This window comes from Silanimonas sp., from assembly GCF_027531545.1.
GTDB lineage: Bacteria > Pseudomonadota > Gammaproteobacteria > Xanthomonadales > Xanthomonadaceae > Silanimonas.
In genome coordinates this window covers 248605-272812 of record NZ_JAPZSC010000001.1, presented here as the reverse complement: position 1 = coordinate 272812, position 24208 = coordinate 248605, and the positions used below count along the sequence as shown (strand labels likewise).

Below are 24208 nucleotides of genomic sequence, written 5' to 3'. Positions count from 1 at the left end.
CGCCCGGCGGCGGGCGACGGATCGCCGCGCCGCCCACCCACGCTGCGCCCTCCCGTGAATCCTGGAGGTGCCCCATGCGTCTTGGACGCAAGCTGCTGGCCATCGGCGGCCTGATCCTGCTGTTGCTGATCCCCCTCGCCCTGCTGGACGGGCTGGTCGACGAACGCCAGCAGCGCGCGGCCGAGGTCGTCGCAGACATCGCGCAGGCCAGTGCGAACGCGCAGCGCGTGACGGCGCCCTTGCTGCGGCTCGAGATCGAGCGCGTGGTGCGGCGGATGGAGCGCGTCGGCAGCCATGAGCGTGCGCCTTCGCAGCCGGTCGACTACACCGAGGTCGAAACCCTGCTGGTGGCGGCGGACGAGGTCGACGTCAACGCCACGCTTGGCACCGAGACCCGCCAGCGCGGCCTGTTCGACGCCCGCATCTTCCAGCAGAAGGCCGACATCGGCGCGCGGTTCCGCGTGCCGGCGCTGCGCGAAGTGCCCGGACAGCTCTCGATGCGCATCCGCGATGCGCGCTGGGTGCTGGGCCTTGGCGACAACCGCGGCATCACCGCGCTCACGGTGAAGGCCAATGGCCGTGCCCTGCAGCCGGAGCCGGGCACCGGCGTGGCTTGGCTCCCTGAGGGCGTGCAGGCCGCCGTGCCGGGCGTGGCGACCCCCGGCGCGGTCATCGAAACGGCGGCGAGCTTGGAACTCACCGGCACCAGCCAGTTGTCGTGGCTGCCCGTGGCCGAAGACTTCCGCTGGCGGTTGTCGGGCGACTGGCCGCACCCGCGCTTCGCCGGCTTCGCGCTGCCGGTGCAGCGTGAGGTCCGCGCCGACGGGTTCAGCGCCGAATGGCGGCTCTCCTCGCTGGCCAGCCAGGCGCCGCAGCGCCTCGCCGCCTGCGGGCCGGAGTCGCATTGCCCCGGGCTCGACGCCACGGCGGTGAGCCTCGAGCTGCTGGACCCGGTTGATCGCTATCTGATGACCGACCGCGCCATCAAATACGCGTTGCTCTTCCTCGGGCTGGTGTTCGGCGCCGTGTTCCTGCTGGAAGTGCTGCGTGGGGCGGCCGTGCACCCCCTGCATTACCTGCTGGTCGGGTTGGCGCTGGCCCTGTTCTTCCTGCTGCTGCTGGCCCTGGCCGAGCACGTCGGCTTCGGCCTGGCCTACGCGCTGGCCGCCGGGGCCTGCATCGCCCTCATCGGCTACTACCTGAGCGGGGTGCTGGGCGGGGCGAGGCGCGGCCTGGGCCTCGCAGCCCTGCTGGGCGCCCTGTACGGCGCGCTCTATGGCCTGCTGCAGTCCGAGGACCACGCCCTGCTGCTGGGGGCGGTGCTGCTCTTCGGCGTGCTGGCCGCCACGATGGTGCTGACCCGGCGCATCGACTGGGCCCAGCTCGGCAGCGCACCGCCGCCGGTGCCGTGAAGACCGCCCCGGCCTGCATTCGAATGCGGGCCGGGGACGTCGGCCGGGACGGGGACGTCGGCCGGGACGGGGGGAGGGGAGCGGCTACAATGGCGGCTTCCTTTCGCCCGAGGCCCGCCCGATGTTCCCGAGCAGCATGCGCATTGCCGATTACGACACCGAACTGGCCCAGGCCATGGCCGCCGAGCGGCAGCGCCAGGAAGACCACGTCGAGCTGATCGCCTCGGAGAACTACGCCAGCCCGCGCGTGATGGAAGCCCAGGGCTCGGTGCTGACCAACAAGTACGCCGAAGGCTACCCGGGCAAGCGCTACTACGGCGGCTGCGAGTACGTCGACGTCGCCGAGAAGCTGGCCATCGAGCGCTGCAAGGCGCTGTTCGGCGCCGACTACGCCAATGTGCAGCCGCACTCGGGCTCGCAGGCCAACCAGGGCGTGTTCATGGCCCTGCTGCAGCCGGGCGACACCATCCTCGGCATGTCGCTGGCCCACGGTGGCCACCTGACCCACGGCGCCAAGGTCAACGCCTCGGGCAAGCTCTACAACGCCGTGCAGTACGGCGTGAACGAGCAGGGCCTCATCGACATGGACGAGGTCGAGCGCCTCGCCGTCGAGCACCAGCCGAAGATGGTCATTGCGGGGTTCTCCGCCTATAGCCAAGTGCTCGATTGGGCGCGCTTCCGCGCGATCGCCGACAAGGTCGGTGCGATCCTTTTCGTCGACATGGCGCACATCGCCGGCCTCGTCGCCGCGGGCGTCTACCCGAACCCGCTGCCGCACGCGCACGTCGTCACCAGCACCACGCACAAGACCCTGCGCGGCCCGCGCGGCGGCATCATCGTGCTGAGCAAGGCCGGCGCCGGCGACAAGGCCGAGGAACTCGAGAAGAAGCTGCAGAGCATCGTCTTCCCGGGCATCCAGGGCGGCCCGCTGATGCACGTCATCGCCGCCAAGGCTGTGGCCTTCAAGGAAGCGCTGGAGCCGGAATTCAAGGCCTACCAGCAGCAGGTGCTGAAGAACGCGCAGGCCATGGCAAAGACCCTGATCGCCCGCGGCTACAAGATCGTCTCCGGCGGCACGCAGAACCACCTGATGCTGATCGACCTCATCGGTCGCGAGGTCTCGGGCAAGGACGCGGAGGCCGCGCTGGGCGCCGCGCACATCACCGTCAACAAGAACTCGGTGCCGAACGACCCGCGCTCGCCCTTCGTCACCTCGGGCCTGCGCATCGGCACCCCGGCCGTCACCACCCGCGGCTACGTCGAAGCCGACTGCGTCGAACTCGCGAACTGGATCGCCGACGTGCTCGACGCCCCGGCCGATGCGGCCGTGCTGGCCCGCGTGCGCGACGCGGTGACGGCGCAGTGCCGCAAGTACCCGGTCTACGGCTGAGCCACTGACGGATGCATTGCCCCTTCTGCCCGCACGAGGACACGCGCGTGATCGATTCGCGCGTGGCCGAGGACGGGAGCAGCATTCGTCGCCGCCGGGAATGCCCGGCCTGCGGCGAGCGCTTTTCCACGGTCGAACAGGTCGAGTGGCGCCTGCCGGCGGTCATCAAGAGTGATGGCCGCCGCGAGGCGTTCGACGAACGCAAGCTGCGCGTCAGCTTCGAAAAGGCGCTGCAGAAGCGCCCGGTGCCGGCCGAGCAGATCGATGCCGCGGTCTTCGCCGTGGTGAACGAGCTGCGCAAGAGTGGCGAGCGTGAATTGCCGTCGCGGCGCGTCGGCGAGTTCGTGATGGCACAGCTGAAGCTGCTCGACCAGGTCGCCTACGTGCGCTTCGCCTCGGTCTATCGAAGCTTCGAGGACGTGCAGGATTTCCGCGAGGAGATCGAGAAGCTGCAGCGCGACCTGCCGGCCGCGCAGACCCTCGACCTGCCGCTCGAAGACACGGTGCCGAAGCCGGCCAAGCCGAAGAAGGGATGAGCGCCGACGCGCGCTGGCGCCTTGTGCCGGCGGGTGAAGCCCTCGATTGGCTTCCTACCCTGGCCCGTTGGCACCACGCCGAGTGGGCCGGGCTCTATGCCGAATGGTCGGAAGACCAGGCGCTGGCCGAGCTGCTCGACGCCGCCCGCGCCGAGGCGGCCGTGCCCACGACGCTGGTGGCCCTCGCCGACGACGGCGCCTTGCTGGGCTCGGTGAGCCTTGTCGCGGAGGATTCGCCGGAACTCGCCGCTTTGCCCGGGCCGTGGCTGGCCAGCCTGTTCGTCACGCCGGAGGCGCGCGGTCGCGGCCTCGGCGAAGCCTTGGTGCATGCGCTGGTGGCGCGGGCCGCCGCCGCCGGCATTCCGCGGCTGCGGCTGTTCACGCCGCAGCATCGCGCGTTCTACGAGCGCCTCGGCTGGGCCCTCGAAACGCCCGCGCGCGTCGGCGGCCAGGCCGTCGATGTCCTCACCCGCGTGCCGTAGGCTTCGCGCATGCCGTTCTCCGAACTCGACCGCCGCCACATGGCCGAGGCCCTGCGCCTCGCCGCCGAGCACGCCTTCACCACCAAGCCGAACCCCATGGTGGGCTGCGTGATCGCGCACGGCAGCGACGTGGTCGGCCGCGGCGCGCACCAGCGGGCGGGAGGGCCGCACGCCGAAGTGCATGCGCTTCGCGAAGCCGGGACGCGCGCCGTCGGGGCAACGGCCTACGTCACGCTCGAGCCCTGCGCGCATTTCGGCCGCACGCCGCCCTGCGCCGATGCGCTGGTGGCCGCCGGCGTGATGCGCGTGGTGGCGGCCATCCGCGATCCCTTCCACGCCGTGGCCGGCCGCGGCTTCACCGCGCTGCAGGCGGCCGGCATCATCGTCGAGCACGGGCTGCTCGCCGAGGAGGCCGAATGGTTGAACCGCGGCTTCCTGATGCGTGCGCGCCAGGGCCGCCCGTGGGTTCGCGTGAAGCTGGCGATGAGCCTCGACGGCCGCACCGCGATGGCGAATGGCGAATCGAAATGGATCACCGGCGAGGCCGCACGGGCCGATGTGCAGGCGTACCGCGCGCGCGCCTCGGCGATCCTCACCGGACTTGGCACGGTACTCGCCGACGACCCGCGGCTCACCGCCCGCGTGCCCGAGGGCGTCGAGGTGGTGCCGCCGATGCGCGTGGTGCTCGACCACCATGGCGCGCTGCCACGGGCCTGCCGGCTGCTCGACGGCGAGGCGCCGACGCTGGTCGCCCATGCCGACGACATCGTTCCCGATTACGGCCCCATCGTGGAGGGCTTCGCCGTTCCGCGCCGCGACGACCACCTCGATCTGCTCGCCGTGCTCGCGCAGCTGGCCACGCGGCAGGTGAACGAAGTGCAGGTCGAAGCCGGCGCCACGCTGGCGGGGGCCTTCCTGCGCGACGGCCTGATCGATGAACTGCTGCTCTACGTGGCACCGGTGGTGCTGGGCGAGCGCGGCCGTCCGTTGTTCGGCGGCCTGGGCATCGAACGCATGGACGAGCGCTTCGGTCTGGAACGCCTCGAGGTGCACGCTTTCGAGGACGGCGACTTGCGGCTCACCTACCGGCCGAAGCACTGACGATGCCCGCGCGCCTGCACTTCTTCCGCGAGCGCGCGCTGGTGCTGACACGAACCGCGGATTCGGGCTGGCACGCCCATCGCGCGCTGCAGGCGATGGTGGCGTTGGACGAGGATTTCCGGGTCGAGCGCGACGATGTCGGGGCAAGCACGAGTCGTTTCGCGGCCTTCGCCCCGATGGAGCGGCATCGCATCCGCGGCGGTGACGCGCTGATCGCCTACCTCTTCTTCGACGTCGGGCCGCGCGCGTGGCAGGCCTGGCGCGAGGCCGGGGGCGAAGCCCGGGCGCCGGAGCCCGCCCTGCTGGACGCCCTGCGTGCGCTGGCGCGACCCGGCGCCAATGCGGAGGCCGGTGCGGAGGCTGGTGCGGTGGAGGCGCTGGCCGCGCGCTGGTGCGCCGAGTGCTGGCCGGGCTTGGCGGTGCAAGCGCCCGCGGATGCCCGGTTGAAGCGCGCCCTCGAGGCCCTCGAGGCCGAGCCGCTCGCGCCGTGGACGCACCGTTCGCTGGCCGAGCGTGCGCACCTGTCGCCGAGCCGGTTCCAGGTGCTGTTCCGCGAAGCGACGGGCCTGCCGGTGCGCAACTACTTACTGTGGCGGCGCCTGCTCGAAGCCACGGCGCGGCTGCAGGCCGGGGAGGGGGTGACGGCCACGGCGCATGCCACCGGCTTCGCCGATGCGGCGCACTTGTCGCGAAGCTTCCGGCGGATCATCGGCGCCGCGCCGTCCTCGCTGTCGCCGGGGCGCTGAGCCCGACCGCGGCCTTCGATCTCGTCCCCTGCGCAAACTCAGTGCGTTGGTTCATGCCGCCAAGGCCTTGGGACCGCAGGCTGCCAGCGTCCGACTGGAGCCTCGCCGTGAACACCACCGCCGCCGACCTTCCGCAGCCCCGCGAACGCCGCCGCATCGACGTGCTGGTCGGCCAGTACGCGGAATCGCACCGCCACCCGACCAATGTCGCCGTGCATTGGGTCTGCGTGCCGATCATCGTCTGGTGCACGCTGGCGTTGATGTTCGTCGTGCACCCGTGGCTCTGCTACGCGTTCGTCGCGGCCTCGCTCGTGTACTACCTGCGCCTGTCCGTGCCCATGGCGGTGGTGATGGCGGGCTTCACGGCCGCGTCGGTGGCGTCGTTCTTCGTCCTGCCCCACGCGGGCTGGGTCGCGCTGGCGGCCTTCGTGGTCACCTGGATCGCGCAGTTCGTCGGCCACAAGATCGAAGGCAAGAAGCCCAGTTTCCTCGAAGACCTGCAGTTCCTGCTGGTCGGGCCGCTGTTCCTGCTGGTGAAGGCCTTCCGCAAGGCCGGCCTGCCCTACTGAGCCGCCCGCGGCGCGGTTCGCCAGCCGCCGCGCAACGCCGCGTTGCCACCACGGCGACGCCCGGCCCGGGGGCGCTCCCTATAATCGCGGGCTCTCCGCTCGGGACCCCGCGATGTTCACCGGACTGATCCAGGCCGTCGGCCGCCTCGTCGACCGCACGCCCCTCGGGGGCGACGTGCGCCTGCGCTTCACCGTCGGCGCCATGCCCTTCGACGACGTGCAGCTGGGCGAGTCGATCGCCTGCAACGGCGTCTGCCTGACGGTCGTCGCCTTCGGCACCGCGCACTTCGATGCCGATGTCTCGACGGAAACCCTCGTCCTGACGACGCTCGGCGCGTTGCCCGTGGGCGCGGCCGTGAACCTGGAGCGCGCGCTGCGCGTCGGCGACCGCCTCGGTGGCCACCTCGTGAGCGGGCATGTGGATGGCGTTGGTGCGGTCGAAGCGGTGCACGACGACGCTCGCGGCCAGCGCTGGCGCTTCAGCGCGCCGAAAGCCCTGCTGCGCTTCATCGCCACCAAGGGCTCGATCGCCGTCGATGGCACCTCGCTCACCGTCAACGCGGTGGATGAGGCGGGCTTCGAGGTGATGCTGGTGCCGCACACGCTGGCCCACACTGGCTTCGGTGTGATGCCGGTGGGCAGCCCGGTGAATCTCGAGGTCGACACCGTGGCGCGCTATGTCGCCCGTCTCGCCGAGACCGAGGGCTGGGCCTGACGGGCCTTCCCTCTGGCCGATCGGACGCGCCGATGGTCCGTTCGGCCGCATGACGCTCCGCCCGCAATCGAATCGCAACAGCGCACCAATCGTCCTGCGTCTTTGGCGCCGCACGCTCGTCTCTGGGCTTCCGGCGAAGTCCGGCCATGAGGGCCGAACGTCGGATGACCACGGTGCCGGCCCGCCGTCCGGCAGCGAAAGCAACGGAGAAGTCGATGAAAGCAAATCGTTTGTTTGGCCCGTTGGTCTTGGCCGCCCTTTCCAGCACCTTTCTGGGCGTTGCTTCGGGCGCCTCGGCCCAAGCGGGCTCCACTCCGGCCGATCCGGTCGCCCAGGTCGAGGAGAGAAAGGCCAACTTCAAGACGCTTGGGCGGGCGATGAATACCCTCGATACCTTCGTCAAGGGCGAGGGCGGCACGGCCGAGGACGCCCGAGCGGCGGCGGCCACCCTTGCAGAGACCGGGCGCCGCATCGGTGACTGGTGGCCCGAAGGAACGGCCGTCGGCGTGGGCGATAGCGAAGCCAAACCCGAAATCTGGACCAACAAGGCGGAGTTCCTCGCCCTCCAGAAGCGCTTTGAGGCGACACTCCCCGGTCTGGTGCAGGCCGCCGCCACGGGCGATCGGGCCCGCATCGGCGCGGCCCTCAACGCCGTGGGCCGCGAGTGCGGAGCCTGCCACGACAGTTACAAGCTGGACTGATCCCCATGACCGCTCCGGCTGATTCCGAACGGTCCCTTCGCGTTTGGGACCTCCCGGTCCGGGTCGTCCACTGGGGGCTGGTCGTTTGTCTCGCCGGCTCCTGGTGGACGGCGGAGAACGAGGATTGGGAGCGCCACATGCTGTTCGGCTATGGCGCGTTGGGCCTGGTGCTCTTTCGGGTCGCGTGGGGCTTCGTCGGAAGCGAGACCGCGCGGTTTCGACACTTCGTCCGCGGTCCGGCCGCCGTGCTTGAACACCTTCGTGAGCTCGCCCGCCCGGGACCGCTTCCGGCCCATCCGGGGCACAACCCCGCCGGCGCACTGGCCGTGATCCTGCTCCTGCTCCTGGTGGGTGTGCAGACGTTGTCCGGGCTGTTTCTCTCCGGCGGCGATCTCTTCGTGGTCGAAGCCCCGCTGAGCGGCTGGGTCGGCGGGCGCATGACCCGCTGGCTGGGGGACGTGCACGAATGGGGGTTCACCGTGTTGCAGGCGGTGGTCGCCTTGCACATCGTGGCCGCGCTGGCCTATGCCGTGCTCAAACGCCGCAACCTCATCGTGCCGATGCTGACGGGGCGCGATGCCGATCTGCAGGGACCCGCGCCTTTCATGGCGCCTTTGTCGCGCGCCATCGTCCTCGGGGCCCTCGTCGCCGCGGGCGTCTGGGCGCTGGTCCGCTTCGCCTGATCCCTTCGAGCAAGGCCGGCGGTGTTTCGCGACACCGCTGGCCCATCCTCATCGGGCTGTTCAGAAACGGCCGTTGAACGAGAGCAGCACGCGCGTGTTGCGATTCAGCGTCCGCGATGCCGAGCCCGCGACCACGCCGTCCGCCCGGCTTCCGGCATAGAAGACGCGTTCCCGGCCGATGTCGTAACTGTTGGCGTTGTCGACTTCGAACCGGAACTTCCCGCGTGCCACCGCATACTCCGCGAACAGACCCAGCGAGGGGGTTTCCCCGAAGCGCAGGGTCTGGCCATAGAAGTAGCGCGTCTGGCTCGACGACCAGTCCAGGTTCGCCCCCCAGGCGAAGGGCGAGTCGAGGACGTCATGGCGCAGCGCGAGGGCGTGCTGCTGCTCCGGGGCCCAGGACGGTCCGAATTTCGGCTGCAAGCGCCGTTCCAGGCCGGTGACCGGGTCGGTGACGCGGCTGTGCCGGTACGTCCCGGCATACGTGAGCGTGACCTCCCCGGAATCGCCGAGCGGGAGCATTTTCTCCAGAGGCAGGCTCAAGTCCAGCGAAACCCCCCATTCGCGGCCGCGGCCGATGTTCCCCGGGCCGTCGACCACCGACACGATCGCGCCCGTGCCGTCGCGGATCGTGATCGGAACCAAATCCTGCGTATCGTCGATGTGGGTGATCCACCCGCGGACCTGGCCACTGCCCCTGCCCAGCCACGCGCGACGCAGCGTGGCCGTCAAGGTCGAGGTCCGTTCCGGCACCAGCTCGGCATTCCCGGCATCGACCAGGGCGCCCAGGCCGAGATCGACGGACGTCGCGTAGTCGTTGAAATCAAGCTGCGCCGCCCGTCGTTCGAAACGAAGATCGAGGGTCGTGACAGGGTCGAGTGTCCACGTCGACACGAGGCGGGGCTTCCAGAACAGGAACTGTCGGCTCGCCGTGGCATCGCCGCGGACGCGAAGCGTCGATCGCTCGGCGATCATCGCGGCCTCGATCTTCCATGTCGGACGGATCGACCACACGTCGGAGATGAAGGGCTCAATACGGAGTTCGCTGACATCGACGTTCGACGCGGGCAGCGGGGGAAGGCCCGCGATCGCGCTGGTGAAGCGGCCGCGAAGTTGGTTGCGGACCGCCTCGACGCCGAACTGGATCGAATGGCGGTCGCCGGCGGCGACGGTGTTGCCGATCCGCAGGATGGCTTCATCCTCGCGGTTGTCGTTGCGTGAGCTCTGCGACAGTGCGGAGAGGCCCGGTCCAGACCGCGAAAGATCGTTGCGGGACAGGATGTCGTACCTGCTGTACAGCCCCACCAGCTTGGTGGTGATCGATGGCATGGGGCTGAACTCAAGGTCCGCGCCCAGCTCGAAACCGTCGCGGTTCGTCGGCGATCCGCTTTCAAGCACTTCCCGACCCTGCAAGGCCCCCTGCGGGTTGAAGACGTCGCTGATCCGGACGGTCGTGTACGAATCACGATCGAGCCTTGCATTGACCCCCCAACGCGCCGATCCCACGGCGCCGCGGACGGTGCCGGTCACGGCGGTTTGCCGGCTGTCGCTGTCGATGCCGATGCCCAGGATGCGATCGGCCAAGCGTGCGGCGTCGTAGTTCGTTTCGGCCCCGGACAGCTGGTACAGGTCGTTCCGGTAATCCAGGCCGAGCTCGTACTGCGTTCCTCCCCGCTCGAAGGACAGCGCAGACTGGCCGAACGGCCGGGCGACGCCGTCCTCGTCGACGCCGAGGCCCAGCGTGTAGGTGCCGTTGGCCCCGGTGCTCGCACTTCGGACGACATTCACGATGCGGCTTTGGCCTTGCGCTTCCTGGTTGACGCCGGCGCGCTCGATCAGCTCGATCCTCGTGACGCGATCCGCGGGGATGCGGGCGAGGAGCGTGCGGATGTCGTCGGACTTGGTGGACGGCCTTTCGCCATCGATCAGGATGTTGCCGGCATTGGTGCCGAAGCCGCGTTCCATGCCGCCCTCGTCGATCGTGAACCCGGGCACGCGCTCGACCATCTGCAGGGCATTGACCGGCGCGGACGAAGCGAAGAACTCTGGCGCGTAGGTCCGCGTCCCTGTGTCTGCTTTTGCGGCGTCCTCGGCCTGCGCGCGCGCTGGCGAGCTGATGGCAAGGGCAATCGAAAGTGCGAGTAGGTTGAGTGCGCGGTGGCGATCCGGTGACGCGGGCATGTCGACGTTCTCGTGCAGGGTTGGTGCATGCACGATGGTTTCGAAGCCTTTCGGGAGAATGCGCTCTCGATTGCGGGACCGTTGCGCGCGGGCCGCGTTGCCTTCTCGTTCAGTTGATCGTCTTCGGTATGGTGAGCACTGCTCGTGCGCCACCGCCAGGAGAACTCTCCAGCACGAGCGAGCCTTGGTGCGCCCGTGCGATCGCCTGCACGATGGCAAGGCCAAGGCCCGTGCGTTTGCTGCGCTCTCGGGTCGCGGAGTCGCCGGTGACGAACGGCTCCTTGAGCGCCTCGGGATCGCTGACCGGCCAGCCGCGACCGTTATCGACGACGATGATCCGGCATTGATCGCCGACGTCTTCCACCGTGATGGTCACCCGGGTGGCGCCAGCGTGCTGGATCGCGTTCTCGACCAGGTTGGAGATCGCCCGTTCCAGGCGGGCGGGATCGGCGTCGGCGATCACCCGCCCGCTGCTCTGTCGCGTCAGGTCCACGCGGTGTTCCTCCGCCATCGGCTCGAGGCAGTGGATCACCGCATCGACGACGTCGTCGACCGAGGTCGGGGCGCGCTCAAGCGAGAACCCGATGCCCTGGCTGTCGCAGAGCATGCTCAGGTCGCTGGCGAGGCGCTCGATCTGCGAGACCTGGCCGAGCAGGCTGTCAAAAAACGCCCCGTCCGCGACGAACACCTTGTCCTTCGCGCCCATCAATCGGGCGCGGATCACCGCCAAGGGCGTGCGCAGTTCGTGCGCGATGCCGTTCGACCGCAAGCGGAGGTCGCGATCCGCGGCGGCCAGTGATTCGGTCATCAGCGCGAAGTCGCCGATCAGGTCGCCGACCTCGCGCGGGCCGGAACGCGGCGGCAGCAGCGCGGCGTCGCGCGATCCACCGGCGATCGCCCTGGCGGCCCGCGACAGTCCGATGATCGGCGCGGCGATGCCACCCGCCAACTTGAACGCCAAGGCTCCGCCGATCAACGCGGTGGCGACGATCACGGTGGTCAGGGCCACGTGGTAATTGAGGTTCCAGCGCTCGATGCCATGTTGGCTCTCGAAGGAACGGACGATGCCGGAGCAACTCCCGTAGGCCTCGGTGAGCTTGCGCAACGTCTCCTGCTCCTGCGCCGGCAGCGATGCCATGAAGAGGTAATCGCGCAGCCAGTACAGCACGTCGGGGACGAAGGCGGCGATCAGGGCCGCCGCCACGCTGATCGCGATCGCGAGGCAGGCGATTTGCATCCGCAAGGAATTCATCATTCGATGTCCAGCCTGTAGCCTTCGCCGCGGATGGCGACGATCCTCACCGATTCGACAATGGCGATCTTCGCGCGCAATCGACTGAGGTGGGCGTCGACGCCCCGGTCGGCCGCCACTTCGCTCAGCACGGCATCGCCCAATTCTGCCCGAGTGAACATCCGGCCCGGGCGACGTGCCATGGTCGTGAGGAGTCGGAACTCCGTCGGGGTCAGGTTGATCAGCTTGTCGTTGGCGAACGCACGCCGGCTTTCGACTTCGATGCGCAGCCCCCCGTGGACGATAGGCGGGGTCGATGCAAGTTGCTTGGCGCCCTCCTGCCGACGCAGCACGGCGGCGGCGCGTGCGACGACCTCGAGGGGATTGAAGGGCTTGACGATGTAATCGTCCGCGCCGAGTCGAAATCCGGAAAGACGGTCGACGTCGTCGCCCAACGCGCTGATCAGGATGACGGGAATGTTGGCATCGTCCTCCCGCACCGACACCAGTACCGAAAGGCCGTCCTTGTTGGGCATCCGGATGTCGAGGAGGATCACGTCCGGCCGCCACCGATGGACCTCTTCGCTGGCGATCCGGCCGTCCGGCGCGATCCTGACGAGGGCGCCCTCCCTCGCCAAGTAGGCGCGAAGAACGTCCGCCAAGGCGGGTTCGTCCTCGGCGATGAGAATCTTGCGGCCTTCCAGCAGGTTCTTCACGGACTTTCCGGACGACGTTGGGTGCAAGCTTTGCTCAGGGGGCCCCAGCGGTAAACGCCATGGGCGTGGTGATGCTATCGCTAGAGCCGACCAGCGTCTGCCAGAGTGGCAGAGCCGGGAGGGAAAACGGTGATGCTCGGCGCATCCACGCCAGAGGACGCCGCGTTGAACGAGAGCATGGCTTTCACTGAGTATCGCTGTCGCGCTTGATGCTGGCGTCCACGCCGCCGAACCACGCCATGCCGGAGTCTCCATAGATCGACGCACCGACGAGCAAGGTGTTCGTTTCGGGCGGCACCTTCAGCTCGATGCTGTGGCGACGAAAGCGCTTGTCGGCCGGCAGGTCAAGCTCGTATGAGTTCGCATACCCAATGCTCCCGCCTTCCTTGTCAAACGCGCGGGCCCACACGCCGACAGCGGCGGTGGCCGTGTCGCGTGCTAGCCAACCTTCAATGACCACCGTCGCGTCCTTGGCCCTATCGCCATCCAATCTCTGGACGATGCCGGCATAGGGTGCGCCCTTTTCGAACGTGACACGGAGTGAGTTCAAGCCATCCCGTGTCACGGTGGGGTCGGATGCGACCTCGACGGCCGTTCCGTCCAGACGCCATCCACGCGGTGCGCCTGAATCATCGATCGCTTGCAGCGTTGGATTCGCGACGAGGGATGTCGAGGCCGTTTGCGCCGCCACGAGAATGGAGGGGTGCGCGCCGAGCGTTGCGACCATCATGAGAACGAGCATGCGCAGCAAGGTGGATCTCCTGGTGAGGTCCGGCGTGAAGAGCGAGTGCAGGCCGCGACGTCTGGGCCGGAGTCGGGGCGAGCGGCCGCGGTGGCCATCCGGGGTGGAGCTTGCTTGCGAAGCGTCCCGTGAGGATTGAGGCGGTGTTGCGATTCGATTGCGGGGCGTGGATCGCGGGTGCGGTGATGGCTCGGCGTGAGGGTAGAATTCCCGCCCCGACCCGCGGCGCCTTCCCGGGTATCCCCAGAGAACGGCGTTGGTTCGCCTGACTCGCCCGACGTAAGCGGAGAGGTCCACGATGGCTGGTGTTGGTTCTTCCACGGAGCCGAATTGCTTCGCGACGATCCCGGAGATCCTCGAGGACATCCGCGCCGGGAAGATGGTGGTCATCGTCGACGACGAGGACCGCGAGAACGAAGGCGACATCATCATGGCCGCCGAACTGGTGCGGCCCTCCGACATCAACTTCATGGTCACGCACGCGCGTGGCCTGGTGTGCCTGTCGCTGACGCGCGAACGCTGCCGCCAGCTTGGCCTTGGGCCGATGGTCGTCAGCAACACCTCGCCGCACCACACCAACTTCACCGTCAGCATCGAGGCGGCCGAGGGTGTGACCACCGGCATCAGCGCCTACGATCGCGCGCACACCATCCGCACCGCGGTGCGCCCCGACGCCGCGCCCGAAGACCTCTCGCAGCCGGGGCACATCTTCCCGCTGATGGCCCAGCCCGGCGGCGTGCTCACGCGCACCGGCCATACCGAGGCGGCCAGCGATCTTGCGATGCTGGCGGGGCTGGAGCCCGCCGGCGTGCTGGTCGAGATCCTCAATCCCGACGGTTCGATGGCGCGTCGCCCCGAGCTCGAGGTGTTCGCGCGCGAGCACGGCTTGAAGATCGGTTCGATCGAAGACCTGATCCGCCATCGCCTCGCCACCGAGCACACCGTGGAGCGCGTCGACGACCGCGCCATCGAGACGGTGCACGGCCCGTTTCGCCTGATCACCTATCGCGACCGACTCAGCCGCGAACTGCATTTCGCCCTCGTGCGCGGCACCCCGTCGGGCGAGCGCCCGGCGCTCGTGCGCGTGCATGTGAAGAACCCGCTGGCCGACGTGCTGCAGTGGCGTCGCCCGGATTTCGGCGGCTCGGCGGCCGAGGCCATGGCCCGGATCGCGGCTGAGGGGGAGGGCGTGCTGGTGGTACTGGCCGACGCCGTCACCCCCGACGCCCTGCTGGCGCGCATCACCGAGCAGCCCGAGGCCGGCACCGGCAAGGTGCAGGAATGGCGGCGCAACGGCGCGGGCTCGCAGATCCTCGCGGACCTCGGCCTGAAGCACCTGCGCGTGCTCGGCACGCCGCGACGGCAGATCGGCCTCGGCGGCTACGGCCTCGACGTGGTCGAGTACCTGCCCCTGCGCTGATCCGGGGCCGAGAGGGCGTAAACTGCGCGACCGCCCGCTTTCCTTCCCGCCCATGCCCCGTTTCGAAGGCGACCTCCGGCCGCACCCGTCCGGCCGCTACGCCATCGTCGCCAGCCGCTGGAACCCGAAGATCACCGACGTGCTGGTCGATGGCGCCCGCAAGGCGCTGGTCGACAACGGCGTCGAGGCGGAACGCATCGACGTCGTCCGTGTGCCTGGTGCCTGGGAGATCCCGCTGGCCGCCGCGGCGATCGCGCAGGCCGGCGGCTGCGCCGCCATCGTCGCGTTGGGCTGCGTGGTCCGCGGCGACACCCGCCACTACGAGCAGGTGGCCGACGGCTGCTCCGATGCGCTGATGCGCGTCCAGCTCGATTTCCAGCTGCCGGTGGCCAATGGCGTGCTGGCGGTCGAGGCTTATGCTGATGCCGAAGCGCGCGCCGGCGGCGCGATGGGCAACAAGGGCGAGGAGGCCGCGCTGGCCGCCCTCGAGATGAGTGACCTCCTGAAACACTGGCAGAAGACCACCGCATGAAGCCGATCCGCACCGATGGCATCGATCCCGCCGCGCGTTCGCGCGCGCGCCGCCGCGCCCTGCAGGCCCTGTACGCCTGGCAGGTCTCCGGCACGTCGATCCCGCAGGTCATCAACCAGTTCCAGCACGAGCAGGACATGGAAGTGGCCGACCAGGAGTACTTCGAAGCGCTGGTGAAGGGCGTGGCCGATCACCGCGCAGGCCTCGACGAGCGCCTCGCCGTCTACCTCGATCGCGGCATCGAGCAGGTCGATCCGATCGAGCGCGCCGTGCTGCGCATCGCCGCCTTCGAGCTCCTGCACCGCGTCGACGTGCCGTACCGCGTGGTCCTCAATGAAGCCATCGAGACCGCCAAGCGCTTCGGTGCCGACCACGGGCACACCTACGTGAACGGCGTGCTCGACCGCGCCGCGGCCGAGTGGCGTCCCGGCGAGGCGGCCCAGGGCCGCCGCTGAGGCACGCGGGTTGCACGCTCCCGGGCATGGCTGAATTCGCCCTCATCGATCGCCTCCGCCAGCGCGCCGGGTCCCGCCCGGACGTGGCGCTGGGCATTGGCGACGATGCCGCCCTGATCGAACCGCCGAAGGGCCAGCAGGTGGTGCTGGCCGTCGACACCCTCGTCGAGGGCGTGCATTTCGCGAAAGGCGTGCCGGCCTCGGCCATCGGCTGGAAGGCGCTGGCGGTCAACCTCTCCGACCTCGCGGCGATGGGCGCCGAGCCCGCCGTCGCGCTCCTCGCGCTGACCTTGCCGACCGAGGATGGCGCCTTCGTCGACGAGTTCGCCACCGGCTTCAGCGCGCTGGCCGACACCCACCGCATCGCCCTCGTGGGCGGTGACACCACGCGCGGCCCCTTGGCGGCCAGCGTCACGGTCGTGGGCTACGTGCCGAAGGGCAAGGCGCTCACCCGCGCTGGGGCCGAAGCCGGCGACGACCTCTGGGTGACCGGCACGCTGGGCGATGCCGCCGGCGCCTTGGCCCTGTGGAAATCCGGCATACCGATGCTGCGCACCGGCAGCTTGCGCGAGCGGCTCGACCGCCCGGCGCCGCGGCTCGGTGCGGGCCTCGCCCTGCGCGGTCTCGCCACCGCCTGCATCGACGTGAGCGATGGCTTCCTCGCCGACCTCGGGCACATCCTCGCCATGAGCGGCGTCGGGGCCGATGTCGAGGCCGACGTGCTGCCGGTGTCGCCGGCTTTGCTCGATGCCTTCCCCCACGCGCCCGCGCGCCGCGCCCTCCAGCTCAGCGGCGGCGACGATTACGAACTCTGCTTCACGGCACCGGCGAAGAAGCGCGAGGCCGTGCAGGCCGCGCTCAACGCCGTCGCCACGCCGGCCACGCGGGTGGGGCGCATCACCGAAGGCGCCTCGCTGCGCCTGTTCGACGCCGATGGCCTGCCGCTGGCCCTGCCGCCGCGCCGTGGCTACGTGCATTTCATCGAGGGCGGCGCATGACGGTGCTGCCGGTCGGCACCCGCCGGCGGATGATGCGAAACCCCCGCGGATGGATCGCCGCCGGCTTCGGCGCCGGGTTTTCGCCGATCGCCCCGGGCACCGTGGGCTCGATCGTCGCGATCGTGCCGTGGTGGCTGTGGTTGCACGACCTCGCGCCCCGCGACTACGCGGCCGTGCTGATCCTCGCGTTCGTCGTCGGCGTGTGGGCCGCGAGCTGGGCGATCCGCGAAAGCCGTATCGAAGACCCCTCGCTCGTCGTTTGGGATGAATTCGTCGGGATGTGGCTGGCGCTGTGGCTGCTGCCGCGCGAATGGCCCTGGGTGCTCGCCGCCTTCGTGCTGTTCCGACTGTTCGACGTCTGGAAGCCGTGGCCGGTGCGCTGGGCCGACCGTTCGCTGAAAGGCGGCTTCGGCACGATGGTCGACGACGCCCTGGCCGGCCTGATGACCTTCGGCGTGCTGCAGCTGGCCTTGGCCCTCTGGCCGATGCTGCGCGGCTAGAGATCGTCGAGCGAAAACGCGCCGCGCACCCAGCGCGGTTCGGCTCCGCCATCGAAGCCCACCACGTCGAACCGGCAATCGCGCCGTGCGTGCCGCGATTCACGCTGCAGGTAGAGCCGCGCGGCGAGAACCAGTTTTCGTGCCTTGCGCGTGTCGACGCTGTCGAGCGCGTCGCCGAAGTCGCTGCGCCCGCGGCGGCGCACCTCGACGAAAACCAGCGTCTCGCCGTCGAGCATCACGAGATCCAGCTCGCCGCCCTTGAAGCGGACATTCCGCGCCAGCGGACGCAATCCGCGCGCCACGAGGAAGGCGAGGGCGGCCTGCTCACCGGCGTCGCCGAGCTGCTGCGCCCGGGTGCGCGTCGCTGCCGCGGGTGGGTCGGGTGTCCTTTGGTGCGGCGCATCCATGCGCGTTGTCCTTGTGGGTTCGAGGCTCAGGGCGTCGGTGGGGGCGTGGCGTCCACCGGCATCAGTGCGCCGTCCGAGGCGCGGCGCGTCACGCCACCGCTGTACTCGGCCCAGGCCGGCACGCGTTCGACGATGCCGGCGGCATCGATGCCCAGCTCGCCGGTGGCGCCACGCAGCTGCGCGCCGCCGCGCAGGGCGTCGAGGTAGGTCGCCACCTTCCAGGCGTCGAAGCCGAAGGCGAACAGGCGCGCGGCGCTACCGCGGGCGTTGGGCAGGCGACGGCCGAGGCTTTCCGCATCACCGGGGCCGACGAGGTCGCCGAGCAACCACGGCAGTTCCGGGTACTGCAGGCCGTCGAGCTCGCGATCCAGTCGCGGGTCGCCGCCGGATTGCACCAGCGACGTGGCCAGCACCGGCAGCGCGGCGAGCCCGGCCTCCTCGCGCTGCGGCATCAGGATGCGCAGGGCAGGCGCGCGGGCCGCGACGAACAGCGCCTGTGCGCGCGTCGCGTGGGTGGCCAGCGTGGCCAGCCCCTCGGCGGCGTTGCCACCGAAGGCATCGATCGGTGCGACCGCCAGCAGCTCGCCGCCCTCGGCGACGAAGCGCTCGCGGAAGCCGGCCAGCGCGCGCTGCGCGCTGTCGTCGCCCTCGGCGATCGCCACGGTGCGGGTGAGGCCGCGTTCGATCAGGCGCTGCGCGACCGCGGCGCCTTCATCCTCGGGGGTGAGGGCGAAGCTGCCGCCGCCGGCCGTCGCTACTGGCGTGCGGTTCAGTGCCAGCCACGCGGCGGAGTTGATCGGTGCGGCGGCCAGCGCCGCCACTTCGTCGCGGCCGAGCGGGCCCACGAGCAGGTCGGCGCCTTCGGCCACGGCGCGGTCGCGCGCGGCCTTCGCGCCGTCCACGGTGCCTTGGGTGTCATGGAAGGCGATGGCCGGGCGCGTGCGCGATTCGGCGTAGTAGGCCGCGAGCAGGCCGTCGCGCACCGCGAGGCCGGCTGGCGCGAGTTCGCCGCTCAGCGGCAGCAGCACGGCCATGCGGCGCGGCGGGTGGTAGCCGTCCGAGGCCGGCGGCGGGCGATCCGCCGGGGCGGGTGCGGCGGCGGCGCGGGTGATGGCCAGGCCGCGACGACGCGCCTCGCGAAGGGCCAGTGGCAGCACCGCGGCCTCGTCGCCGAGGAAACCGGCCTGCTGCACGAGGGCCGCATCCGGCACCGACTTCAGCTGGCGCTCGGCGTTGCGCAATTCGGCGGCGCGCTCGGCGCCCTGCAGCAGCCCGGCGCGTTCGGCGAGCGCGGCGGCCATGCCGAAGCGGTCGCCGGTGGCATCGAGCGCGCGGGCCCGGAGGGCCAGCCAGTCGGCCATCCGCCCGGCGGGAACGAGGGCGCGGTCCTGCTGTAGCAGTGCGAGGGCCTCGGCGCCGCGGCCGTCGTCCAATGCGAAGCCGGCAGTGAGCAGGTCATGGCGGAACTGGTCCTCGGGCGTGAGGCGCCGGCGCGGGGCCTCCGCAAGCTCGGCGCGGGCCCCCGCCGCATCGCCGGCCCGGCGCAGGGCCTCCGACGCGTTCAGGCGGGCCATGGCGATGTCGGCGCCCCGCGCGGTGGCGGCGATCGAGCGCCAGGCCTGCGCGGCCTCGGCGTGGCGACCCTGTGCGTCGAGCGCGCGCGCCTGCGATTCCGCGGGCGTGGCCGGTCGCGAACTGGGCGCCGAAGCGCATCCGGCGAGCGAAACGACGAGGAGGGCAAGGAGCAGCCAGCGGGCCATGCGGGGGAATCTCGGTGAACCGGGCCTAGAATGATACGGGTCGAAAGGAGGACACGATGTCGGAGATCGTCGCGGGAACGCTGTATGTCGTGGCGACGCCCATCGGGAACCTCGGCGACCTCACGCCCCGGGCCCGCGACGTGCTGGGCGGGGTCACCGCCATCGGCGCGGAAGACACCCGCAACACCTCGATCCTGCTGGGCCAGTTCGGCATCGGCACCCCGCTCATCGCCGTGCACGACCACAACGAGGGCGACATCGCCGCGAAGCTGGTGGCCCGGCTGCAGGCGGGCGACAGCCTCGCCCTCGTCTCCGACGCGGGCACGCCGCTGGTCAGCGATCCCGGCTACCGGCTGGTGCGCGCGGTGCGCGAGGCGGGCCTGCCGGTGGTTCCCGTTCCGGGCGCCTGCGCGGCCATCGCCGCACTGAGCGTGGCCGGCATTCCGAGCGACCGTTTCTGTTTCGAAGGCTTCCTCCCGGTGAAGGGCGGCGCGCGCCGCGAGCGCTTGGGCGAACTGCTGTCGGAAACGCGGACCATGGTGTTCTACGAGAGCTCGCACCGCATCGAGGAGTCGCTCGCCGATCTTGTCGCGGTGTTCGGCGCGGAGCGCGAAGCCACGCTCGGCCGCGAGCTCACCAAGCGCTTCGAAACCCTGCTCGGGCCCACGCTGGGCGCGATCCAGCAGGCCGTCGCCGGCGATGCGAACCAGCGCAAGGGCGAATTCGTACTGGTGGTGCGCGGCAGCGTCGATCGCGAGGCTGCGCAGCTCGCTGAAGGCAAGCGCTTGTACGCGAAGCTCGCCGCCCACCTGAAGCCCTCGCAGGCCGCGAAACTGGCGGCGGAACTGAGCGGCGCACCGCGCAAGGCGCTGTACGTCGGTGGCGATTCCGACTGATCGGTGCGTTGCGCGACAGCGCCCGTTCCGTTTCGACCCGCGTTCGACGCGTACACTGCGCCCTGACGGAGTCGGCCAGGCAGTCGCGTCGGGAGCAATCCCGCCGAGGAAAGTCCGGGCTCCACAGGGCAGAGTGCCAGGTAACGCCTGGGCGGCGCGAGCCGACGGAAAGTGCAACAGAGAATAGACCGCCGAACGGCCCGCAAGGGTGCGTGGTCAGGGTGAAACGGTGGGGTAAGAGCCCACCGCCTGCGGGGCCAACGCCGCAGGGCACGGCAAACCCCACTCGGAGCAAGACCAAATAGGGGTGCATTGGGTTGGCCCGGCCCGCACCCGGGTAGGTTGCTGGAGCCCCATCGCGAGGTGGGGCCGAGAGGAATGGCTGCCGGCACCGGCAACGGTGCTTACAGAACCCGGCTTATCGGCCGGCTCCGTCACCCTCTTCATCGATGGATGCAGGCGTGGATTACGTGTTCGACCCGGCCGCCCTCGCGGCCTTGGCCAAGGCGCGATCGGCGGAGTACGCCGCGGCCGATCCCTATCCGCATGCGGTGTTCGACGGGTTCCTGCGCCCGGAAGCCGCCGATGCGCTGGCGCACGAGTTCCCGCGGCCTGAAGACCCGGTGGGTTGGGACCACTACGGCTACGAGGGCTTCGAGAAGAAGATCGCGACCTCCAGGGAGCAGCTGTTGCCACCGCTGGTGCGCCGCACGCTGCAGGAGCTCAACACCGCGCCCTTCCTCGAATTCCTTGAAGCCTTGACCGGCATCGAAGGCCTCATCCCCGATCCGAAGATGCTGGGTGGCGGAATCCACCTCAGCCGCCCCGGCGACCTGCTCGGCATCCATGCCGATTTCAACTGGCATCCGGCGCTCAAGCTGCACCGTCGCATCAACCTGCTGGTCTACCTCAATCCCGTCTGGGATACGGCCTGGGGCAGCGACCTCGAGCTGTGGGACACGACGGCCAGCCGCTGCGTCCGCAGCATCGCGCCGCTGATGAACCGCGCGGTCGTGTTCAACACCCGCAGCGACACCTTCCACGGCCATCCGCGGCCCTTGGCCTGCCCCGATGGTGTGTATCGGCGGTCGATCGCGGCCTACTACTACACCGCCGAACGCCCTGCGGAAGAGATCCGCGATCCGCACAACACGCGCTACAAGGGCCTGCACCTCGACTGAGGCCCCCGCGACGCCCTGGAGCGTCGCGCTGCACTGCGGTTTGCCAAGCGCGGCCGCGGCAGCCACCCTTGCCGGCGCACTCGCCGCTAGGACGCTCGCCCATGTCGCTTCGCCCGTTGTCGCCGCTCCCGCGCGTCCTCGCGCTCGCCCTCACGCTGGTGCTCGCCGCGCCACTGCACGCGGCCCCGCCATCGCCGGCCTCCGCCATCGGGGACGCGACGACCGCGACGATCTCGAACAGCGCGCGTTTCGAAAGCACCGATCTCTTCGCGCTGGAAACCGCTGGCGATGCGCAGATCTCGCCGGACGGTCGCCGCATCGTCTACGTGCGCACTCGCTACGACGTGATGAAGGATCGCCCGGTCGCCAACCTGTGGATCGTTGATGCCGAGGGCGGACGTTCCGCGCATCGCCCGCTGCGCTCCGACGGCGACAGCCACCGCTCGCCGCGCTGGTCGCCGGACGGCACGCGCCTCGCCTTCATCTCGAACACCGACGGCAAGCCGCAGGTCTTCGTGCGCTGGATGGACAGCGGGCAGACCGCGCGCATCACCGATCTCGTGGAAGCGCCAGGCGATCTCACGTGGTCGCCGGATGGCACGCAGCTCGCGTTCACCGCCTTCGTGCCGGCCCCGCCAGCGACGATGGCGGCTCCGCCGGCCAAGCCCGAAGGGGCGGAATGGGCCGATCCGGTGACGGTCGTGGACCGCGCGGTGTTCCGCATGGACGGCGAGGGCACGCTGCGCAGCGGCAGCACCCACGTCTTCATCGTGCCGGCCGAGGGCGGCACGCCGCGCGCCCTGACTTCCGGGGACGCCGACCACGGCGGCCCGCTCGCCTTCTCGCCCGATGGCCGCACGCTGTACATCTCGGCGAACCGGCGCGATGACCGCGAGCAGGCGCCGCTCGATTCGGAGATCCATGCCGTCGACATCGCGACCGGCGCGTTGCGCACCTTGACGCGCCGCGACGGCCCGGATGCCAACCCCGCCGTGTCGCCGGACGGAACGCGCGTCGCCTACCTCGGCTTCGATGATCGCCGCGTCAGTCACCAGCACCACCGGCTGTACGTGATGGATGCCGACGGCGGCAACGTGCGCGATCTCACCGGCGAGCACGACCTCGATTTCGAACAGCCGACCTGGTCGGCGGACGGGCGGCACCTTTACGTGGCCTTCGACCAGCGCGGCGTGCGCAAGCTCGGTCGTGTGTCGATGGACGGCAGGCTCGACGTCATCGCCTCGCCGCTCGGCGCCAGCGACGTCGGCCGTCCGTACACCGGCGGTGGATTCTCGGTGTCGCGCGATGGCCGCTTCGCCTTCGTGCAGGCCTCGACCTCGCGGCCCGGCGACGTGGCCGTCAGCGACGCGCGTGGCCGCGTGCGCACGCTGACCGCGATCAACGAGGATCTCTTCGCACACAAGACGCTCGGCCAGGTCGAGACGATCACCTGGGCCTCCTCGCATGATGGAAAAGAGATCGAGGGCTGGCTGGTCACGCCGCCCGGTTTCGATCCGTCGAAGCGCTACCCGCTGCTGCTCGAGATCCACGGCGGCCCGCACACGGCCTACGGCCCCGTCTTCAGCGTGGAAGTGCAGCGCTTCGCGGCGGCCGGCTACGTGGTGCTTTACACCAACCCGCGCGGCAGCACGAGCTACGGCGAGGAATTCGCCAACAGCATCCACCTCGCGTATCCGGGCTTCGACTACGACGACCTGATGTCGGGCGTGGATGCGGTAATCGCGCGCGGCTTCATCGACACCAAGAATCTGTTCGTCACCGGCGGCTCGGGCGGCGGCGTGCTCACCGCGTGGATCGTCGGCAAGACCGACCGCTTCCGCGCGGCAGTCGTGGCGAAGCCGGTCATCAACTGGACCAGCTTCGTGCTGACGGCCGACATGACGCCGTACTTCCACCGCCACTGGTTCAAGGGCTTCCCGTGGGAGTCACAGGCCGACTACTGGGCGCGTTCGCCGCTGTCGCTGGTGGGCAAGGTAACGACCCCGACGATGCTCCTCACCGGCGAAGCCGACTACCGCACCCCGATGGGCGAGACCGAGCAGTACTTCCAGGCCCTGCGCCTGCGGGGGGTGCCCACCGCCATGGTCCGGGTGCCGGAGGCGTCTCATGGGCTGACGGGACGCCCCAGCCAGTTCATCGCCAAGATCGACAACATCCTGGCGTGGTTCGAGCGCTACCGGCAGCCTGCCGAGGAGTGAATCCAAGTAAAACAAGGGCTGTGGATAAATACTTCAAGTAACACTTGAAGTGTGGCGTAAGCGATTGATCCGCCAAGCGAATTTGCCTCCAAAAAGTCATTGACACTCCCCTGACGCGGGCCTACCGTGGGCGCCTGAGGGAATTTCTGGTTTTTTGTGGGAGAAGGTGGGGATCCACCGACGGGCATGTTCCAGGGCGAGACGGCCATCACGATTGACGACAAGGGGCGGCTGGCGATTCCGGTCGCCTTCCGCGACGTCGTCGCGCGTGAATGCGGCAACCGCCTCGTGCTCACCTACAACCCCTTCGACCAGGGCTCGCTCTACCTCTACCCCGAAGCCGGCTGGCAGGCCGTGCGCGACCAGATCGTCGCGCTCTCGCCCTTCGTGCCGGAGCACCGCGTGCTGCAGCGCATGCTGGTCGGTGCCGCGACGCCGCTCGAGCCGGACTCCGCGGGCCGCGTGCTGCTGCCGCCGTCGATGCGGATGACCGCCGGCCTCGAGAAGAAGGCCGTGCTGATGGGCATGGGTGGGCGGTTGGAGCTGTGGAGCGAGCAGGCGCATCTCGCGCTGATGCGGCAGACCATCGGGTCGGCCGGCGTCAGTGCGGCGATGCAGGACTTGCGGCTCTAGTG

General features: G+C 69.9%; 25 protein-coding genes and 1 other RNA gene. 20 read left to right on the top strand and 6 right to left on the bottom strand.

The genetic code is table 11. From position 1 onward, the window contains the following. Window positions 1-74 precede the first annotated feature (74 nt). The 10 genes from creD (at window position 75) to O9280_RS01135 (ending at window position 8335) form a co-directional block, all read left to right on the top strand. Window positions 75-1412 carry a cell envelope integrity protein CreD gene (creD, locus tag O9280_RS01180; protein WP_298337805.1) on the top strand — a complete coding sequence of 446 codons (1338 nt, stop codon included), beginning with the start codon at window positions 75-77 and terminating at the stop codon, window positions 1410-1412. Between the two features lie 121 nt (window positions 1413-1533). After that, entirely contained in the window at window positions 1534-2802 is a 1269-nt protein-coding gene (glyA, locus tag O9280_RS01175; RefSeq protein WP_298337801.1) for a serine hydroxymethyltransferase, read from the top strand. 11 nt (window positions 2803-2813) lie between these two features. Further along, window positions 2814-3338: a transcriptional regulator NrdR gene (gene nrdR / locus O9280_RS01170; RefSeq protein ID WP_298337798.1), complete on the top strand. Its 525-nt coding sequence runs from the start codon at window positions 2814-2816 to the stop codon at window positions 3336-3338. After that, window positions 3335-3820 (top strand): GNAT family N-acetyltransferase, encoded by a 486-nt coding sequence (locus O9280_RS01165; RefSeq protein WP_298337793.1) that lies wholly within the window; start codon window positions 3335-3337, stop codon window positions 3818-3820. The genes nrdR and O9280_RS01165 overlap by 4 nt, the downstream gene beginning before the upstream one ends. Window positions 3821-3829: 9 nt before the next feature. Further along, window positions 3830-4921: a bifunctional diaminohydroxyphosphoribosylaminopyrimidine deaminase/5-amino-6-(5-phosphoribosylamino)uracil reductase RibD gene (ribD, locus tag O9280_RS01160; RefSeq protein ID WP_298337790.1), complete on the top strand. Its 1092-nt coding sequence runs from the start codon at window positions 3830-3832 to the stop codon at window positions 4919-4921. A 2-nt stretch (window positions 4922-4923) separates the two neighbouring features. Next, on the top strand, window positions 4924-5667 hold the full coding sequence (locus tag O9280_RS01155; RefSeq protein WP_298337787.1) for a helix-turn-helix transcriptional regulator: 744 nt from the start codon (window positions 4924-4926) through the stop codon (window positions 5665-5667). 107 nt (window positions 5668-5774) lie between these two features. Continuing rightward, window positions 5775-6236 (top strand): Mpo1-like protein, encoded by a 462-nt coding sequence (locus O9280_RS01150; protein ID WP_298337784.1) that lies wholly within the window; start codon window positions 5775-5777, stop codon window positions 6234-6236. Window positions 6237-6348: 112 nt separating this feature from the next. Continuing rightward, a complete protein-coding gene (locus tag O9280_RS01145) occupies window positions 6349-6951 on the top strand; it encodes a riboflavin synthase (RefSeq protein WP_298337781.1) in 603 nt (200 codons plus the stop codon). Between the two features lie 164 nt (window positions 6952-7115). After that, complete coding sequence (locus tag O9280_RS01140) at window positions 7116-7652, top strand: cytochrome c (RefSeq protein ID WP_298337778.1); 537 nt, start codon at window positions 7116-7118, stop codon at window positions 7650-7652. Window positions 7653-7657: 5 nt separating this feature from the next. Next, window positions 7658-8335: a cytochrome b/b6 domain-containing protein gene (locus tag O9280_RS01135; RefSeq protein ID WP_298337770.1), complete on the top strand. Its 678-nt coding sequence runs from the start codon at window positions 7658-7660 to the stop codon at window positions 8333-8335. A 60-nt stretch (window positions 8336-8395) separates the two neighbouring features. On the opposite strand, the gene O9280_RS01130 is transcribed toward O9280_RS01135, so the two are convergent. The 4 genes from O9280_RS01130 to O9280_RS01115 form a co-directional block, all read right to left on the bottom strand. Then, window positions 8396-10669, bottom strand: coding sequence for a hypothetical protein (locus O9280_RS01130; RefSeq protein ID WP_298337767.1), 2274 nt, complete (start codon window positions 10667-10669; stop codon window positions 8396-8398). Then, window positions 10626-11753 (bottom strand): HAMP domain-containing sensor histidine kinase, encoded by a 1128-nt coding sequence (locus O9280_RS01125; protein ID WP_298338359.1) that lies wholly within the window; start codon window positions 11751-11753, stop codon window positions 10626-10628. The genes O9280_RS01130 and O9280_RS01125 overlap by 44 nt, the downstream gene beginning before the upstream one ends. A gap of 14 nt (window positions 11754-11767) precedes the next feature. Next, window positions 11768-12463 (bottom strand): response regulator transcription factor, encoded by a 696-nt coding sequence (locus O9280_RS01120; protein ID WP_298337764.1) that lies wholly within the window; start codon window positions 12461-12463, stop codon window positions 11768-11770. 184 nt (window positions 12464-12647) lie between these two features. Continuing rightward, on the bottom strand, window positions 12648-13214 hold the full coding sequence (locus tag O9280_RS01115) for a hypothetical protein (RefSeq protein ID WP_298337760.1): 567 nt from the start codon (window positions 13212-13214) through the stop codon (window positions 12648-12650). 289 nt (window positions 13215-13503) lie between these two features. Here O9280_RS01115 and ribB point away from each other — a divergent pair, with 289 nt between their 5' ends. From ribB to O9280_RS01090, 5 genes are read left to right on the top strand one after another with little or no spacing between them, the layout of a single operon-like run. Next, entirely contained in the window at window positions 13504-14625 is a 1122-nt protein-coding gene (gene ribB / locus O9280_RS01110; protein WP_298337757.1) for a 3,4-dihydroxy-2-butanone-4-phosphate synthase, read from the top strand. A gap of 52 nt (window positions 14626-14677) precedes the next feature. Then, the gene (gene ribH / locus O9280_RS01105; RefSeq protein ID WP_298337755.1) at window positions 14678-15157 is read left to right on the top strand and encodes a 6,7-dimethyl-8-ribityllumazine synthase; all 480 of its coding nucleotides are present in this window, start codon (window positions 14678-14680) and stop codon (window positions 15155-15157) included. Further along, window positions 15154-15612 (top strand): transcription antitermination factor NusB, encoded by a 459-nt coding sequence (nusB, locus tag O9280_RS01100; protein ID WP_297865734.1) that lies wholly within the window; start codon window positions 15154-15156, stop codon window positions 15610-15612. The genes ribH and nusB overlap by 4 nt, the downstream gene beginning before the upstream one ends. Window positions 15613-15638: 26 nt before the next feature. Next, the gene (gene thiL, locus O9280_RS01095) at window positions 15639-16610 is read left to right on the top strand and encodes a thiamine-phosphate kinase (protein ID WP_298337754.1); all 972 of its coding nucleotides are present in this window, start codon (window positions 15639-15641) and stop codon (window positions 16608-16610) included. Further along, window positions 16607-17110: a phosphatidylglycerophosphatase A gene (locus tag O9280_RS01090; protein WP_298337752.1), complete on the top strand. Its 504-nt coding sequence runs from the start codon at window positions 16607-16609 to the stop codon at window positions 17108-17110. The genes thiL and O9280_RS01090 overlap by 4 nt, the downstream gene beginning before the upstream one ends. Here O9280_RS01090 and O9280_RS01085 read toward each other — a convergent pair. Next, window positions 17107-17517 carry a YraN family protein gene (locus tag O9280_RS01085; RefSeq protein ID WP_298337750.1) on the bottom strand — a complete coding sequence of 137 codons (411 nt, stop codon included), beginning with the start codon at window positions 17515-17517 and terminating at the stop codon, window positions 17107-17109. The genes O9280_RS01090 and O9280_RS01085 overlap by 4 nt on opposite strands. A gap of 26 nt (window positions 17518-17543) precedes the next feature. Next, window positions 17544-19277, bottom strand: a complete 1734-nt coding sequence (locus O9280_RS01080) for a penicillin-binding protein activator (protein ID WP_298337748.1) — start codon at window positions 19275-19277, stop codon at window positions 17544-17546. A gap of 56 nt (window positions 19278-19333) precedes the next feature. Here O9280_RS01080 and rsmI point away from each other — a divergent pair, with 56 nt between their 5' ends. The 5 genes from rsmI to mraZ all read left to right on the top strand — a co-directional run bounded on the left by rsmI (window position 19334) and on the right by mraZ (window position 24206). Next, window positions 19334-20173, top strand: coding sequence for a 16S rRNA (cytidine(1402)-2'-O)-methyltransferase (rsmI, locus tag O9280_RS01075; RefSeq protein WP_298337746.1), 840 nt, complete (start codon window positions 19334-19336; stop codon window positions 20171-20173). 67 nt (window positions 20174-20240) lie between these two features. Next, an RNA gene (rnpB, locus tag O9280_RS01070) (RNase P RNA component class A) lies at window positions 20241-20610 on the top strand. Window positions 20611-20634: 24 nt separating this feature from the next. Then, on the top strand, window positions 20635-21354 hold the full coding sequence (locus tag O9280_RS01065; RefSeq protein ID WP_298337744.1) for a 2OG-Fe(II) oxygenase: 720 nt from the start codon (window positions 20635-20637) through the stop codon (window positions 21352-21354). A gap of 101 nt (window positions 21355-21455) precedes the next feature. Next, entirely contained in the window at window positions 21456-23573 is a 2118-nt protein-coding gene (locus O9280_RS01060; RefSeq protein ID WP_298337742.1) for a S9 family peptidase, read from the top strand. 186 nt (window positions 23574-23759) lie between these two features. Continuing rightward, the gene (gene mraZ, locus O9280_RS01055) at window positions 23760-24206 is read left to right on the top strand and encodes a division/cell wall cluster transcriptional repressor MraZ (protein ID WP_298337741.1); all 447 of its coding nucleotides are present in this window, start codon (window positions 23760-23762) and stop codon (window positions 24204-24206) included. The last annotated feature ends 2 nt before the right edge of the window (window positions 24207-24208 follow it).

Coding starts and splice junctions, on each gene's coding strand:
- O9280_RS01125 (WP_298338359.1), bottom strand. CDS start 11,753: ATGCAAATCGCCTGCCTCGCGATCGCGATCAGCGTGGCGGCGGCCCTG.
- O9280_RS01165 (WP_298337793.1), top strand. CDS start 3,335: ATGAGCGCCGACGCGCGCTGGCGCCTTGTGCCGGCGGGTGAAGCCCTC.
- creD (WP_298337805.1), top strand. CDS start 75: ATGCGTCTTGGACGCAAGCTGCTGGCCATCGGCGGCCTGATCCTGCTG.
- nusB (WP_297865734.1), top strand. CDS start 15,154: ATGAAGCCGATCCGCACCGATGGCATCGATCCCGCCGCGCGTTCGCGC.
- ribD (WP_298337790.1), top strand. CDS start 3,830: ATGCCGTTCTCCGAACTCGACCGCCGCCACATGGCCGAGGCCCTGCGC.
- O9280_RS01155 (WP_298337787.1), top strand. CDS start 4,924: ATGCCCGCGCGCCTGCACTTCTTCCGCGAGCGCGCGCTGGTGCTGACA.
- glyA (WP_298337801.1), top strand. CDS start 1,534: ATGTTCCCGAGCAGCATGCGCATTGCCGATTACGACACCGAACTGGCC.
- O9280_RS01090 (WP_298337752.1), top strand. CDS start 16,607: ATGACGGTGCTGCCGGTCGGCACCCGCCGGCGGATGATGCGAAACCCC.
- O9280_RS01145 (WP_298337781.1), top strand. CDS start 6,349: ATGTTCACCGGACTGATCCAGGCCGTCGGCCGCCTCGTCGACCGCACG.
- ribB (WP_298337757.1), top strand. CDS start 13,504: ATGGCTGGTGTTGGTTCTTCCACGGAGCCGAATTGCTTCGCGACGATC.
- O9280_RS01085 (WP_298337750.1), bottom strand. CDS start 17,517: ATGGATGCGCCGCACCAAAGGACACCCGACCCACCCGCGGCAGCGACG.
- O9280_RS01140 (WP_298337778.1), top strand. CDS start 7,116: ATGACCACGGTGCCGGCCCGCCGTCCGGCAGCGAAAGCAACGGAGAAG.
- mraZ (WP_298337741.1), top strand. CDS start 23,760: ATGTTCCAGGGCGAGACGGCCATCACGATTGACGACAAGGGGCGGCTG.
- thiL (WP_298337754.1), top strand. CDS start 15,639: ATGGCTGAATTCGCCCTCATCGATCGCCTCCGCCAGCGCGCCGGGTCC.
- O9280_RS01080 (WP_298337748.1), bottom strand. CDS start 19,277: ATGGCCCGCTGGCTGCTCCTTGCCCTCCTCGTCGTTTCGCTCGCCGGA.
- ribH (WP_298337755.1), top strand. CDS start 14,678: ATGCCCCGTTTCGAAGGCGACCTCCGGCCGCACCCGTCCGGCCGCTAC.
- rsmI (WP_298337746.1), top strand. CDS start 19,334: ATGTCGGAGATCGTCGCGGGAACGCTGTATGTCGTGGCGACGCCCATC.
- O9280_RS01060 (WP_298337742.1), top strand. CDS start 21,456: ATGTCGCTTCGCCCGTTGTCGCCGCTCCCGCGCGTCCTCGCGCTCGCC.
- O9280_RS01135 (WP_298337770.1), top strand. CDS start 7,658: ATGACCGCTCCGGCTGATTCCGAACGGTCCCTTCGCGTTTGGGACCTC.
- nrdR (WP_298337798.1), top strand. CDS start 2,814: ATGCATTGCCCCTTCTGCCCGCACGAGGACACGCGCGTGATCGATTCG.